The 14,519-nt window shown below is 65.9% G+C and carries 10 protein-coding genes; 6 read left to right on the forward strand and 4 right to left on the reverse strand.

Going from position 1 to position 14,519, the window contains the following annotated elements; all coding sequences use genetic code 11:
• Positions 1–499 precede the first annotated feature (499 nt).
• On the forward strand, positions 500–5,227 hold the full coding sequence (locus H7F36_RS22425; RefSeq protein WP_410003096.1) for a GH36-type glycosyl hydrolase domain-containing protein: 4,728 nt from the start codon (positions 500–502) through the stop codon (positions 5,225–5,227).
• Between the two features lie 558 nt (positions 5,228–5,785).
• Positions 5,786–6,457, forward strand: a complete 672-nt coding sequence (locus H7F36_RS00010; protein ID WP_187052759.1) for a hypothetical protein — start codon at positions 5,786–5,788, stop codon at positions 6,455–6,457.
• Here H7F36_RS00010 and H7F36_RS00015 read toward each other — a convergent pair.
• The 3 genes from H7F36_RS00015 to H7F36_RS00025 are packed head-to-tail and all read right to left on the reverse strand — an operon-like array spanning position 6,432 to position 9,572.
• Positions 6,432–7,667 carry an AI-2E family transporter gene (locus tag H7F36_RS00015; protein WP_410003054.1) on the reverse strand — a complete coding sequence of 412 codons (1,236 nt, stop codon included), beginning with the start codon at positions 7,665–7,667 and terminating at the stop codon, positions 6,432–6,434. The two genes, H7F36_RS00010 and H7F36_RS00015, sit on opposite strands and share 26 nt — an antisense overlap.
• On the reverse strand, positions 7,664–8,410 hold the full coding sequence (locus tag H7F36_RS00020; protein ID WP_187052760.1) for a LytR/AlgR family response regulator transcription factor: 747 nt from the start codon (positions 8,408–8,410) through the stop codon (positions 7,664–7,666). Before H7F36_RS00020 ends, H7F36_RS00015 begins: the two co-directional genes overlap by 4 nt.
• A gap of 49 nt (positions 8,411–8,459) precedes the next feature.
• Positions 8,460–9,572, reverse strand: a complete 1,113-nt coding sequence (locus tag H7F36_RS00025) for a sensor histidine kinase (RefSeq protein ID WP_187052761.1) — start codon at positions 9,570–9,572, stop codon at positions 8,460–8,462.
• Positions 9,573–9,633: 61 nt separating this feature from the next.
• On the opposite strand from H7F36_RS00025, the gene argH reads away from it, so the two are divergent.
• From argH to H7F36_RS00045, 4 genes are all read left to right on the forward strand, one after another.
• Positions 9,634–11,049, forward strand: coding sequence for an argininosuccinate lyase (gene argH / locus H7F36_RS00030; protein WP_187052762.1), 1,416 nt, complete (start codon positions 9,634–9,636; stop codon positions 11,047–11,049).
• 113 nt (positions 11,050–11,162) lie between these two features.
• Positions 11,163–11,738 carry a sigma-70 family RNA polymerase sigma factor gene (locus H7F36_RS00035; protein WP_187052763.1) on the forward strand — a complete coding sequence of 192 codons (576 nt, stop codon included), beginning with the start codon at positions 11,163–11,165 and terminating at the stop codon, positions 11,736–11,738.
• A 31-nt stretch (positions 11,739–11,769) separates the two neighbouring features.
• The gene (locus H7F36_RS00040) at positions 11,770–12,528 is read left to right on the forward strand and encodes an anti-sigma factor domain-containing protein (protein ID WP_187052764.1); all 759 of its coding nucleotides are present in this window, start codon (positions 11,770–11,772) and stop codon (positions 12,526–12,528) included.
• A gap of 4 nt (positions 12,529–12,532) precedes the next feature.
• Complete coding sequence (locus tag H7F36_RS00045; protein ID WP_187052765.1) at positions 12,533–13,366, forward strand: SGNH/GDSL hydrolase family protein; 834 nt, start codon at positions 12,533–12,535, stop codon at positions 13,364–13,366.
• Here the strand turns inward: H7F36_RS00045 and opgC are convergent.
• Positions 13,293–14,477: an OpgC domain-containing protein gene (gene opgC / locus H7F36_RS00050; RefSeq protein ID WP_187052766.1), complete on the reverse strand. Its 1,185-nt coding sequence runs from the start codon at positions 14,475–14,477 to the stop codon at positions 13,293–13,295. The genes H7F36_RS00045 and opgC overlap by 74 nt on opposite strands.
• Positions 14,478–14,519: the final 42 nt, after the last annotated feature.

Genomic DNA, 14,519 nt, shown 5'->3' on the forward strand with positions numbered 1-14,519 from the left:
CCCCGTCACCGACGACCAGCGCGACTACCTCGCCACGCTGGCGCGCGACACGTGGCGCTTCTTCGAGCGCGTGGTCGGCCCCGAAGACAACCACCTGCCGCCGGACAACCTGCAACTCGAACCGCAGCCGACCATCGCCCACCGCACCTCGCCGACCAACATCGGCATGTACCTGCTCGCGACCTGCTGCGCACGCGAGTTCGGCTGGATCGATTCGCAGGCATTGGTGGCACGGCTCGGCGCCACGCTAGACGCCATCGACAAGCTCGACAAACATCAGGGCCATCTCTACAACTGGTACGACACGCAGACGTTGCGATCGATGCCGCCGACCTATGTGTCGAGCGTCGACAGCGGCAACATGGCGGGGCATTTGCTGGCGGTGGCACAAGCCTGCCGCACCTTTGCGAACGAGGATGCCGGCGGAGCCGCCGGCAGCGCCGCATCGGCGCACTCGCTGGAAGCGATCGCCCACCGCTGCGAGGCGCTGTGCGCCGCCATGAATTTTCAAGGCCTGTACGACGCCAAGCGCCACCTGTTCCACATCGGCTTGCGGGTCGACGACAACGCGCTCGACAAGAGCTACTACGACCTGCTGGCTTCCGAGTCGCGTCTGCTCAGCTTCCTGGCCATCGCCAAAGGCGACGTGCCGCGCCGCCACTGGATGGCGCTGGGACGCCCCTTCCTGTCGGTCGGTGCGCGGGCCAGCCTCAAGTCGTGGTCGGGCTCGATGTTCGAGTACCTGATGCCGGCACTCGTCATGCCCGAGCCCGACGACGGTCTACTGCAGGTCGCCAACGCTGCCGCTGTGACGGAGCAACAGGCTTACGGCAAGGCGCAGAAGCTGCCCTGGGGCGTGTCCGAGTCAGCGTACTTCGCGCAGGACCACTCGCTGGCCTACCAATACTCGCCCTTCGGTGTGCCGCGCCTGGCCTTGCGCCGCACGCCACCGACCGACCGCGTGGTCGCGCCCTATGCGAGCGCGATGGCGGCGTTGATGGCGCCGGCCGATGCGGTGGCCAACCTGCGCTTGCTCGAATCGCTCGGTGCGCGCGGCGACTGCGGCTTCTTCGACGCGGTCGATTTCACCGTATCGCGGCAACCTGAAGGCGAGCCGTTGAGCGTCGTGCGCAACTTCATGGCGCACCACCAGGGCATGTCTTTGGTGGCGTTGTGCAACGTGCTGCGCAACGACGCGCCGCGGCGCTGGTTTGCCAGCGCGCCGCTGGTCGAAGCCCATGTGTCGCTGCTGCACGAGCGCACGCCACGGCAGATCATCGGCAGCGCCGATCCGCGCACGCCGCCGGAACCTGCCGAAGGCGAAGCGCTGCCGGTGTTCCAGCCACGCGTCGTCGATCCGTCGGCGCCCGGCTTTCAACCGACGCACCTGCTGTCGAACGGCCGCTACACCGTCGCGCTGCGCGCCAATGGTGCCGGTGTGAGCCGCTGGCGATCGTTCAACGTGACGCGCTGGCGCGACGACCCGCTGCGCGACAGCCACGGCACGTTCTTCTACCTGCGCGACGTCGGCGACCGGGTACTCACGTCGGTCACCGCCCTGCCCGCGCCCGGCGAAGGCTGGAACTACCGCGCCCGCTTCCTGGCCGATCAGGTGCAGTTCGACGCCCGCACCAAAGACCTGCACGTGCGAACCACGGTGCTCATCAGCCCCGAAGACGACACCGAGCTGCGCACCGTCGCCATCCATAACACCGGCACAGAAAGCCGCACGCTCGAACTGATCTCGTACTTCGAGCCGGTGCTGTCGAACCCGAAGGCCGACGAGACCCATCCGGCCTTCACCAACCTCTTCGTCGAGACGCGTTGGGAGCCGACCTGGCGCGCCGTGCTGCTGTCGCGCAATCCGCGTCTTCACGGCGACGCCGTGGTGGCTGCCGCGCACTTCGTAGCGTCGGTCGACGCGCATGTCCTGTCGGTCGATTGCATGGTGGACCGCCGCGCCTTCATCGGCCGCAACCGCACGCTCGCGACGCCCGCGCTCGACCCGCAACCGATGACGGCCGATGGCAAGCCGACCAACGGGCTCGACGCCATCGCCTGCCTGCGCGTCAAGCTCGAGATCGCCGCCGGTGCGACGGCCCGCGTGACCTTTGCGACCGCGGCCGACGAGAACGTCGAAGCGCTGCTCCCGAGCATCGACCGCTACCTGCAACCGATGCATGTGGAGCGTGCCACGCGCATGGCCGCAACGCTGGCGCAGGTGCGACTGCGCGACCTCAGCATCGACCCCGCACAGAACCTGGCGCTGCAAGACCTCACCACCATCCTCACCTACACGACGCCGCGGGTGATGAGCGACCGCGGGCTGATCGACTTGCACCAGATCTGGCGCTTCGGCATCTCGGGCGACAAGCCGATCGTGCTGGTGCACATCCATTCGGTGACGGGCATGCGGCTGGTGAACGCCCTGCTGCGGGCACAACCCTGGTGGGGATTCGGGGGCGTGGCCTGCGACCTGGTCGTGCTCAACAGCGAACCCAATTCGTACCTGATGCCGCTGCAGCGCGAGATGGAAGCCTTGCGCGACCGCGTGGCGCAACAGACGCAGAACAGCTTTCCGCGCAACGATGCGGCCGGCTTCTATCTGCTGCGCGACCATGAAGTGGCGCCTTCGGAAAAGGCGGCGCTGTCGAGCCTGGCGCGCGTGGTCTTCACCGCCGATGGCCGCTCGCTCGAAGTGCAGGTGGCCGCGTTGCGCGACGCGGCGGTATCGGTGTCGATCGTCGCGCCGCCCGCGCGCGTGGCGCTGTCGGCACTGCCCTCTGCCGCGCAGCTCGCCGAATCGGTGACGGCGCCGCAGGGTGCGTTCGATGCCGCCACCGGCGAGTTCTGCTTCGAGGTCGACTTGAACCAACGGACGCCGCGGCCGTGGATCAACGTGATCGCCAACGCGTCGTTCGGCTTCCAGGTGTCGGAGTCGGGCATCGGCTACACGTGGGCGGTCAACAGCAGCATGAACCAGGTCACGCCGTGGTCGAACGACCCGGTGCAAGACCCGGCCTTCGAGCACTACCTGCTGCAGGACGTCGACACGCGCGAGCTGATCCCGCTGACGCCCGCAGGCCGCGGCGCCGGTGCTTCGCGCCATCGCGTGCGGCACGGCCAGGGCTACACCGTGTTCGAGTGCCTGCATCACAACCTGGTGCTGGAGACGACCTTCTTCGCGGACCGCGACGACGCCGTCAAGGTCGTGCATGTGAGCGTGCGGCACGAGGGCATCGGACAGCGCCGCCTTCGCGCTCTGGCGATGGTCGAGTGGCAGCTCGGAGCCGCACGCGGCGCGCGCCGTACCGTTCACACATGGAAGCCGGAGGACCAGGCCGCGGTGTTCGGGCTGCAGCGCGAGTCGAGCGCAGGTTTCGGCGGCAGTGCGGGATTCGTGCAACTCACCGGACTCGACGGCTTGTCGGCGCCGCTGCAATGGACCTGCGACCGCAGCGAATTCTTCGCCGGCCGCGGCATGGTCGAACTCCCCGACATGCTCGGCCAGCGTGCCGGCAGCGGGCTCGACGCCTGTGCCGCCATCGCCGGCGAGTTCACGCTCGCGCCAGGGCAGACGGCGCGCTTCAGCTTCGTGCTCGGCCATGCGGAGAGCGCCGACGCCGCACAGCAACTGGCAAGGCGCTGGCAAGCCCTGGACGCGATGCAGGCACTGGCGCAAGTGCGCGCTTTCTGGGACGACCTGCTCGGCCGCCTGCAGGTGCGCACGCCCGACCCGTTGTTCGATGCGCTGGTCAATCGTTGGCTGGCGTACCAGACGCTGGGGTGCCGCCTGTGGTCGAAGGCCGGCTTCTACCAGGCCGGAGGCGCCTTCGGCTTCAGGGATCAGCTGCAGGACGCCATGGCCTTTGCCGTGACCGATCCGGCGCGACTGCGCGAGCAGATCCTCGTCAACGCAGCACGGCAATTCCCCGAAGGCGACGTGCAGCATTGGTGGCACATGCCCGGCGGTGCCGGCGTGCGCACGCATTTCTCCGACGACCTGCTGTGGCTGCCTTACGCCGCAGCGCACTACGCCGAAGTCACCGGCGACCTGACGCTGCTCGACGAGACCGTGCCCTTCATCGACGGTCCGGCCATTCCGCCTGGCGCCGAAGACGCCTACTACGCACCGCAAATCTCCAGCCAGACGGCCAGCCTGTTCGAGCACGGCGCGCGCGCTATCGACCACAGCCTGGCGGTCGGCGCGCACGGCCTGCCGCTCATGGGCACCGGCGACTGGAACGACGGCATGAACCGCGTCGGCAATGAAGGGCGCGGCGAATCGGTCTGGCTCGGCTGGTTTCTCTGCAGTGTGGTCGCAGCCTTCTCGCCGTTGGCTGAAGCGCGCGGCGAGCACGAGCGCGTGGCGCGCTGGGCAGAAGCACGGCGCGGTTGGATCGCCGCCCTGCACGATACCGGCTGGGACGGCGCCTGGTTCCGCCGTGCGTTCTTCGACAACGGCGCGCCACTGGGTTCATCGACCAACGACGAGTGCCGCATCGACTTGATCGCACAGGCGTGGTCGGTGATTTCCGGTGCGTCGAGCGAGCGCTTCACGGCGCCGGCAATGGCCTCCGTGAAGGAACATCTGTTCGATGCACCGGCAGGCTTGTTGCGTTTGCTCGCGCCGCCGTTTGCCAAGTCGGAGAACAACCCCGGCTACATCCAGGCCTACCCACCGGGCGTGCGTGAAAACGGCGGCCAGTACTCGCACGGCGCGGTGTGGGGCCTGATGGCGCAGGCGCTCAGCGGCGACCACGAAGCGGCGTGGCGCAGCTTCGAAGGTCTGAGCCCCGCCCACCGATCGAAACATGCCGAGCGTGGCCCGGTCTACGAGCTGGAGCCCTACGTGATGCCCGGCGACACCTACGGCGCAGCGCCCTACGTCGGCCGCGGCGGATGGAGCTGGTACACCGGCTCGGCGGCCTGGCTGCATCGTGCGGCGGTCGAGACCTTGCTCGGCCTCGATGTGCGCGGCGACCGGCTCTCGATGACACCACGGATTCCGGCGCATTGGCCGGGCTTCGAGATGACGGTGAAGCTGGGTGGCCGGACTGTCGGGATCCGGTGCACGCGCGCCGGGACTGATCGCAATGCCGATGCAGAGGGCGGCCCGGTCCAACAGCTAGCGGCTGGCGAGTGGGTCGACTGGAGAGGGCTGCCGGAAGGGACTGTCTTGCAGGTCGAAATGGGGACTGCGCAAGGCGGTGCTGCGGGACTTTGAGATGGGTGAGCTGTTGAGGATGCGCCTGCGGTGTCTTTGCCAAGCAGGTCGCTGTGTCCGCTTGACTGGCCAGAGCCGGGCCTTAAGCCGCAACGCGTCGGCGTTCTCCTTTCTCGTCGCTGCAGAAGTTACGTACTTCGTTTAGATGACGCCAAGATTGCGGGGGAACAGTAAGGTACCGCGACACCACGGAGAAGAGCTTGAACCACCTATTCGAACGTTGCGCATCGGGCCTCGGCGTCATGGCTGTGTCCTTCACGACCTTCGACTGGGGCGCGACGGAAACTGAGAGCTGGTGCCGCTTTCTGTATCCCGTTGAGGACCGCTACTTCAGACCCAATCAGTGCTCCGGCATCTGCAACACTGGCATTCCCAGATGCTCAACAGCCTTGCGCACGCCAAACGATCCACCGGCAATCGCAGCAAAGAGATCAATCCCTGAATACCGGCGCACGAAGGCCCTCGCAGTTACCGCGTCAACAGGGTTAAGCCTGACCCTTCGGTCGAGACAGAAAGCCGCCGCAGGCGGACACTCCGGCAAAGCTTTCGGAGACTTCCATGTTGCGCACGATCACGGCGTTGGCACTGGCGACTGTTCTTCCACTCAGCGTCGCGGCGGCTGAGACGGCACGCGTAAAACCGCAGGGCAAAGTGCCACGAACGCATGCCGCTGCAAAAGCCTTTGCGAAGCCTCCCGCCGCCGATCCGAATGCCCTTGCTGCCGCCCTCGGAACCTATCCCGCCAAGGTCGAATATGCATCCAACGATGCACCTTTCGTGGTGTTCGATGTCTCTCCCCGAAAGCTGGAGCCGACAGCTGGCGCCGCTGACCCCAGGGAGGCGTCGCTGATGTTCGTCGCGACCGACGTGTTGAGTTACGTGAATGTCTTCATGTATTCGACTTCAGCGCAAAGCGAGCCAAAAGATGTGCCCGGTCGCACGGCCTGTGGCAGCAAGACTCCCGGCCACTACAGCTGCTCAGTGCCGCTCGGGGCCGCACTGGCGCAACTGAAAGGCGGCGATGGCATGGTCGGCCTCCGCATCGAAACCGAAGGGCTCGATGGCGACCGCAGCACGGTCAGGGTGACATTGCCGGTGAAGGCGGCATCGCAAACTACGCTGCCCGCACCATCGGCGCCAGGCCAGAACAACACGCCGACTTACCGGCACGCACTGCGCTTCATCGTCGACCACGCCAGCGACGTCAATCGCCCAGCAGTTCACCGATAGGCTGCAGGTCTTCGACGCGGTCGCATACCGCCTTGAAGACCATCATGATCGGGATGCCGAGCAGCAGGCCCCACACGCCCCACAGCCAGCCCCAGAAGATCACACCGACGAAGACGGCGAGCGGGTTCATGCGACTGGTGCGGCTGGTCAAAAACGGCAGCAGCAAATTGCCGACGAGGGTGTGGATCACCAGCGAGACACCGCCGATCACAAGCGCCATCTGGATGCTGTTGAACTGCAAAAAGGCGACCAGCCCCGCTGCGCCCATGACGATCACCGAGCCGATGTAGGGGATGAGATTGGTCACAGCGGCCAGGATGCCCCACACCGCGGCATTGCCAAGCCCCAGCGCCCAGAACGACAAGCCGGTCGCCAGGCCGACCAATGCGCTGGTGAAAATCTGGACGAGAAGGTAGCGCTCGATCTGTTTGGACATATCGTCCAGCACATGCACGGTGATCTTCTTTTTCTCCAGGCTCGGCCCGGTGATCTTCACCAGCTTGCGCCGGAATGTATTGCCCGACCCGAGCGCAAAGAAGGTGAGGAACACCACCAGTGTGAGTTGCCCGGTTGCCGACAGCAGCCCGACAGTGCCGCTCCACATGTAGTCGCGCACATTGAAGGCCGGGCGCTCGACGACTACGCGGGTGGCGCCGGTTCGGCTTGCGACCTTCGCCGAGTTTTCTTCGGCTGCCCGCTCCAGTTGCGACGCCGCCTGCTGCACGCTGTCCAGTGGCGTGCCGGTGCGCGCGGCAGCGCCCTGCCGTACTTGCGCCCGCAACTTTTGCGCCGCAAGGGGAAGCGAGTCGACAAGCTGTAAGGCGCTACCGGCGAGGGAATAGGTGGTCCATGCGATCGCACCGCCCAATATCAACAGAATCGCGGCTGCACCGAACCAGCGAGAAATTTTTATCCGCTCGAGTCGCGTGACGAGCGGCGCCAGCGCATAGGTGAGCAGCAGGCTCACCATCAGCGGAATGAATACCGCGGAAGCCCATTGCAGCGCAAAAACCGTGGCCAGCACGGCCAGGACCACGAGCGAGGCACTGCGCACATCGACCGGCATGTGAAGCAGCACGCGCTTCCCGTTTTTCTTCGCTCCCTCAGTAGAACTCGGTGCCTCAGGCGGTGGCCCCATCAGCGGTTCCAGCGCCGCCTCGATGACTGCCGGCAGTTCGACCGGAGACTCGTCTGCGGCGTGCGGTGTCACGGTGCTTCCTTCATCGCCTCGCGCACGGCGCTGAGTTGCCGTCGAGACACGACGACCGGCTCCGGAATGCCTTCGAGGCGCAAGGCCCAGCCGTCGATGTCTTCACCGTCGTCGTACTTCTCGAGTGCGCGAATGGCCGCACGCGACACCAGCGCGTTGCGATGCACGCGCACGAAGCGGTCGGCATAGCGCTCTTCGAACTCGACCAGCGAACCGTCCAGGATATGGCTGCGGGTGGCGGTGCGCACCGTGAGGTATTTGTACTCCGACTTGAGGTACAGCACCTCCGACAGCGGCACGCGTTCGGCACGGCCGCGGTCCTGGATCAACAGCGTTTCTTGCGGCACCTCGGGCTGTTGCCCGCGCCGGTCTTTCAGGTAGCGCTCGACTTTTTGCAGCGCTTGCTGGAGGCGCTCGACGCGCACCGGCTTGGTGAGGTAGTCGACGGCATCGAGCTCGAAGGCGGTTACCGCATGCGCAGCGTGCGCAGTCACGAACACCACGGCTGGCGCGTCGCTGCGCGCCTTCAGGCTGCGCGCGACTTCGAGTCCGTCGATGCCCGGCATGTGGATGTCGAGCAGCACCAGGTCGAGGGGCGTGTTGGCCAGATGCTGCAGGGCTTCCGCGCCCTGTGCCGCTTCCGCAACCACTTCGGCGCCCGGCTCAGTGCACTCGCCGAGCAAGGTGCGCAGACGCGATCGTGCGAGCGCTTCATCGTCGACGATGAGAGTCTTCAAGTTCATCGGTTCGTCTCGCTTGCGGCGCTCTGGGAGTGGCGCCCGTTCATGAAAATCAGTCGGCTTCCGCCGGAATGGCGATGCGCACGCGGTAATTCTGCTGATCGAGCCCGGCGCTGAACTGCGCCTGCATGTCGTGCAGCAGGCGCAACCGGTCGCGCACGTTGTCCAGCGCAATGCCATGGCCGCGAGGCAGTGGCTGGTCGGCCCAACGCAGCGGTGGCAGGCTGTTGATGACCTCGATCACCACCATGCTGCCGCGCCGTTCCGTGCGAATTCGCAGTTTGGCGCCGTCCGGACTGGGCTCGACGCCGTGCTTGACCGCGTTCTCCACCAGCGGCTGCAGCAGCAGGGGCGGCAGGCGCGCGCCACTCGCTGCCGCATCCAGATCCCAGCGAATGCGCAAGCGATTGCCGAAGCGCACCTGCTCGATCGCCAGATAGCGCTCGGCCAGCGCGATCTCGTCGGCCAGCGTGACCGACTCCCGTGGTTCGGCCAGGGCTTGCCGAAACAACTCGCTCAGGTCTTCCAGCATCGCTTCGGCCTTGGCCGGCTCGTCGCGCACGAGGGCGATCGCGCTGTTCAGCGTGTTGAACAGGAAGTGCGGCCGAATGCGCGCTTGGAGTTCTTCGAGCCGTGCCGTGGTGGCGGCCGGCGTGCGACCACGGGCGCGCAGAACCAGCGTCACCATGACCACCGCAGCGAACAACCCACCGGCCAGCACGCTGGCGATCCACGGCGCCGACGCCAACACGCCGGTCAGGCGCAGCAGGCCGCAGCCATAGAGCGCCGACAGCGAACCAAGCAAGCTGCCGACCGCGTACTGCGCGGGCCGTGGCAGGCGTCCGAGCACCTTCTTCAAGGCACAGGCCAACACCAGCCACAGCAACGTGGCCGGCAACGCGCCCCCCGTGACCGTAGCCGCCAAGGTGAGCCAGTCGGCCGGTGTCGGTGCAACGAAGAGCGTGGCAATCGCCACCACCGCTTCGACGAAAAGCACTGCCCGCAGCACCACCCCGATCTGGCAGGCGTCGAACAGCGCAGCGCCACCGTTCGGCGCTCTTCCCGCCGACCGCGCTGCAGAGGCTATTGCGGGCGCGCGCGTCTTCAAGAGCGTTGCCGCTGCGGTTTTGGGAGAGGTGCCCGATAAAATCGACGGGTTGCGCATCGCAGAAACGGTGGGTGACTAACCCATTATTGCCTCCCGGCACGCCCCTCGACAGGCCCGTATGACCCAAAACCAACTCGACAAGAAATCCGAAGCCTGGTCGGCTCTCTTCTCCGAACCCATGAGCGATCTGGTGAAGCGCTACACCTCCAGCGTGTTCTTCGACAAAAGGATGTGGGAGGCTGACATAGAGGGGTCGCTGGCGCATGCTGCAATGCTCGCCGCACAAAAGGTCATCGGCGCGCAGGACCACGCCGCGATTCAAAGCGGGATGACACAGATTCGTGCCGAGATCGAATCCGGCGCTTTCGAATGGAAGCTGGACCTCGAAGACGTGCACCTGAACATCGAGGCACGCTTGACACAGCTGGTCGGCGATGCGGGCAAGCGCCTTCACACCGGCCGCAGCCGCAACGACCAGGTCGCGACCGACGTGCGCCTGTGGCTGCGTGGCGAGATCGACCTGATCTCCGCCCTGCTGATCGAATTTCAGAAGGCGCTGGTCGACATTGCCGACAAGAACGTCGAGGTCATCCTGCCTGGCTTCACCCATTTGCAGGTGGCCCAGCCGGTGAGCTTCGGCCACCACATGCTGGCCTATGTCGAGATGTTCGCCCGCGACGCGGCCCGCATGCTCGACGTGCGAAAGCGCGTCAACTGGCTGCCGCTGGGCGCCGCCGCACTGGCCGGTACCAGCTACCCGCTCGATCGCGAGATGGTCGCTAGGACGCTCGGCATGGTCGACGAGCACGGCCATGCCAACGTCTGCCAGAACAGCCTCGACGCAGTGAGCGACCGCGACTTTGCGATCGAGTTCACCGCTGCGGCCAGCCTGTGCATGGTGCACATCAGCCGCATGAGCGAAGAACTGGTGTTGTGGATGAGCCAGAACTTCGCGTTCATCCAGATCGCCGACCGCTTCACGACCGGCTCGTCGATCATGCCGCAGAAGAAAAACCCCGACGTGCCCGAGCTGGCGCGCGGCAAGACCGGTCGCGTCGTCGGCCATCTGATGGCACTCATCACCCTGATGAAGGGCCAGCCGCTGGCCTACAACAAGGACAACCAGGAAGACAAGGAACCGCTGTTCGACACGGTCGACACCTTGAAAGACACGCTGCGCATCTTTGCCGAAATGATCGGCGGCATCACCGTCAAACCGGAGGCGATGGAAGCCGCTGCGCTGCGCGGCTACGCCACCGCGACCGACCTCGCCGACTATCTGGTGAAGAAGGGCCTGCCGTTTCGCGATGCGCACGAGACCGTGGCGCACGCGGTCAAGGCGGCCATATCGCACAAGGTCGACTTGTCGGAGTTGCCGCTCACCGTGCTGCAGCAGTTCAACCCGAACATCGAAAAAGATGTGTACGACGTGCTGAGCCTGCGCGGCTCGCTCAACGCACGCAACACGCTCGGCGGCACGGCCCCGGTGCAGGTGCGGGCGCAAATCGCAAGGCACCGCAGACGCCTGGGCTGATCACCTTCAAAGCGTCACGTTTGCACGCCTCGGTGCAACATGTGGCACGCTGAATCCGACACGCAAGCCCGCTCGTACCTTCTACATGACGCCCCATGTTCGACAATTCGCCAATGACAGCACTCAGCCCCGACGCCGAACTGATGGCGTTGATCGACCGTGTCGGCCAGCGCGACGAAACGGCATTGCGCCTTCTGTATGACCGCACCGCGCCCAAACTCTTCGGGCTCGCACTGCGCGTCGTGCGCCAGCGCGAGTGGGCCGAAGACGTGGTGCAGGAGGCTTTCATGACGATCTGGCGCATTGCGGGCGACTACCGTGCCACCCTGAGTCCGCCGATGGCGTGGATGGGCCTGATCGTCCGCAGCCGGGCGCTCGACCTGCTGCGCAAGCGCACCGCCGACCGCGCCCATCTCACGCAGGAGTTCGACGAGATCATGGAGGACACGATGCAATCGGATGCGGCGGACCCTTCCGCGACTGCCGATGCAAGTCAGCAGGCGTGGGCCTTGCATCAGTGCCTGAGCCAACTCGAAGGCCGGCAACGCGAGGTGGTGAGCCTGGCTTACCTGCGCGACTTGAGCCACAGTGAACTGGCCGAGCAGCTCAAGCTGCCGCTCGGCACTGTCAAAACCTGGATTCGCCGCGGCCTCGAGAAGCTGCGCGTCTGTATGGGCCGCTTCGCCTGAAGCAAAACATGAGACGCACAGGGACTTATCCATGAACCTTTCTTCGCATCCTGAATTGCTCGAGCTGCTGGCTGCAAGCCACGCGCTCGGCACGCTGCGTGGCGGCGCCCGGCGCCGTTTCGAATCGATTGCGCGGGAGCAGGCGCCAGTGCGCGCCGCGGCGCTGGTCTGGCAGAGCCGCCTGTCCAGCATGACCGAGTTGCAGGCATCGGTCACGCCCGACCCGGCTGTGTGGACACGCATTCGCAACATGATCGAGGCCGAACAAAGCGATCAGGCCATGCAGCGACAGCGTACTGCCCCCGCCGTGACCCCGGTCGCGGTCGGTCCGGTCGGCTGGCTGCGCAGCCTGGCGTTGTGGCGCGGTGCTGCGGCCGCTGGCGCTTTGGCCACGGTGCTGGCGGTGGTCGTCGGCATCAACCTGCGCGATGAGCTGCGCAATGCGCCGGCCGTGCAGTACGTGGCCGTGCTGCAAGACGACAAGTCCGCCGCGTCGATGCTCGTCACCTTTGATCCAAAGAGCCGTCAGCTGGTGCTGCAGCGCGTGGGCAGCTACCAAACAGCCGCCGACCGCTCGCTGCAACTCTGGGCCTTGCCACCGGGCGCTGCGCCGCGGTCACTCGGCGTGCTGGGCGACCAGCCGGCCCTGAAGCTCGCGGCCTCGGCATCGGAGATGCAGGCCGTGCCGACACTGGCGATCACCCTGGAGCCGCGAGGCGGCGTGCCACCCGGCAGCGGACCGACCGGTCCGGTGCTGTTCAAGGGTGCGTTGATCGAGAAAATGCTGTGATGCGATGCGCTTGATCGCGCGCGGGCAGCGACTGAAGCTGCAGCTTGCCCTGTCGTTCTCGTGCGCGTTCCTGCTGGGCGCGACGAATCTCTACGCGCAGCCCGTCACCAAGGCCATCGCGGACGCAGCCGCAGCCGATGCGGCGGTTACTGCCGCCGAGCAGGCCACGGCCACGGCCACGCAATCCTTGTCCGCGCACGCACGGTGGCGCCAGGAGCTGGACGCCATCGCCGCCGCCGACCGCGCACAACCGCCGCCGCTCGAGGGTGTGGTGTTCGTCGGCAGCTCGACCATCCGCCTGTGGCCGCATCTGGCGCAAGACTTTTCTCAGGTTCCCAACGTGATCCAGCGCGGCGTGGGCGGCTCGACACTGGCCGAGCACAGCGTGCTCGAGCATCAGCTCGTCGGCCAATACAAACCGAGGCAGGTGGTGGTCTACGCTGGCGACAACGACCTCGTCGAAGGCCAAACGCCGCTGCAGGTGCTGCACAGCTTTGCGCGTTTTGCCAATGCGGTGCGGGCCGACGCCCCGGATGCGCGCATCACCTTCATTTCGGTCAAGCCGAGCCCTTCGCGCGAGAAGGTATTGCCGCAGGTCCGCGAGACCAACAACATCGTTTCAGCGTATCTGCGTACGCTGAGCAACAGCGATTACGTCGACGTGTTCACTCCCATGCTGGGTGCCAATGGACGCCCGCGAACCGAGCTCTTTCGCGGCGACCAGTTGCACATGAACGCGACCGGCTATGCGCTGTGGCAGTCGCTCATCGCTTCGCATCTGGTGCCGCCGGTTTCTGCACTCGCGACATCGCCGACGGCTGCCGCGCCGCCGCGTTGACGGCTGGCTTGCGCCGGTCCCAGCGCAACATCGCCCACGCCACCGCGTAGAGCCAGCCGAACACCGCGAGCAACAACAAGGCGTCGCCCCACCAGGGCCGGGCGGTCTGGCTGTCGCCATAGAACGCCAGCACCGTCAGCACCGCGACCAGGTGTGCGCAAAACACCGGCAGCGATGCGGAGCCCATCGCCTCGAGCCATCGAAAGCGCGGCAGTCGTTCGATGATGGCGGGCCCGAAGCGCACCGCGAGGACGCCCAGCGCAGCAAGATCGAGCAGGCGCAGCGGGCCGAGCTGCCACTTGTCGAACAGCAGGTTGAGTTCGACATCGCCGCCAAAAGGCGCCTGCCCGTGCGCGCCGAAGTGCCGCCACACCAAGCCGTACAGCGCGACCACCGCCGCGAGCGACACCAGCCATGACGGAAAGCGCAACGGCCTGGCATCGGGCGCGTTGCGGCTGGCGCCCAGCCACAGCCCGGTGAACCACAGGAACTGCCAGCCGAAGGTGTTGAACGCTCCCATTTCCTGGAACGGCACCGGCAAGCCCGTCCAGTGCACGGTGAAGGCATAGATCCATTCGCTCAGCCCTAACTGCGCCAGCACCCAGAGCGCCGTGCTCATCGCCATCACGCCGAGCCAGCCGTGGCGCAGGCCGAAGGCCATGACCCACGGGCTCAACAGCATGAAAAAGATGTACATCGGCAAGATGTCGAGCAGCGCCGGTTCGTAGATCAGCAGCAGGCTGTAGATGAAGCCTCGATGCGGCTGCGCGAGGTAGTACGACACCAGGTTCTTCACCGCTTCCTGGTCGATCCGCAGGCTCACCGCGGTGATCACGAAGAACAGAAACAGCAGCGTCGCGGCCTGGCTCAGATAAACCTTGAGCGCGCGCTTCCAGAAGGCACGCCGCATCGGCTCCACGCCCTGGCTGTAGCCGATGCGGCTGTACACCAGGCCCGAGACAAAGGCCGACAGCAACACGAAACCTTCCGCCGCGGAGACAAAACCGAAAGGCTGGCCGAGGGGGTCGGTGAGCCGTGTCGGCAAGTGGGTGACGGTCATCAGCACGAGCATCAGCCCACGCAGTGCATCGATTTCCCAGAGGCGTTTCATTGGTCGCGTCGATTGTATGAATCGGCTACGCTGCGGCCCCTA

Origin of the sequence: Variovorax sp. PAMC28562 (assembly GCF_014303735.1) — a bacterium.
Lineage (GTDB): Bacteria > Pseudomonadota > Gammaproteobacteria > Burkholderiales > Burkholderiaceae_C > Variovorax.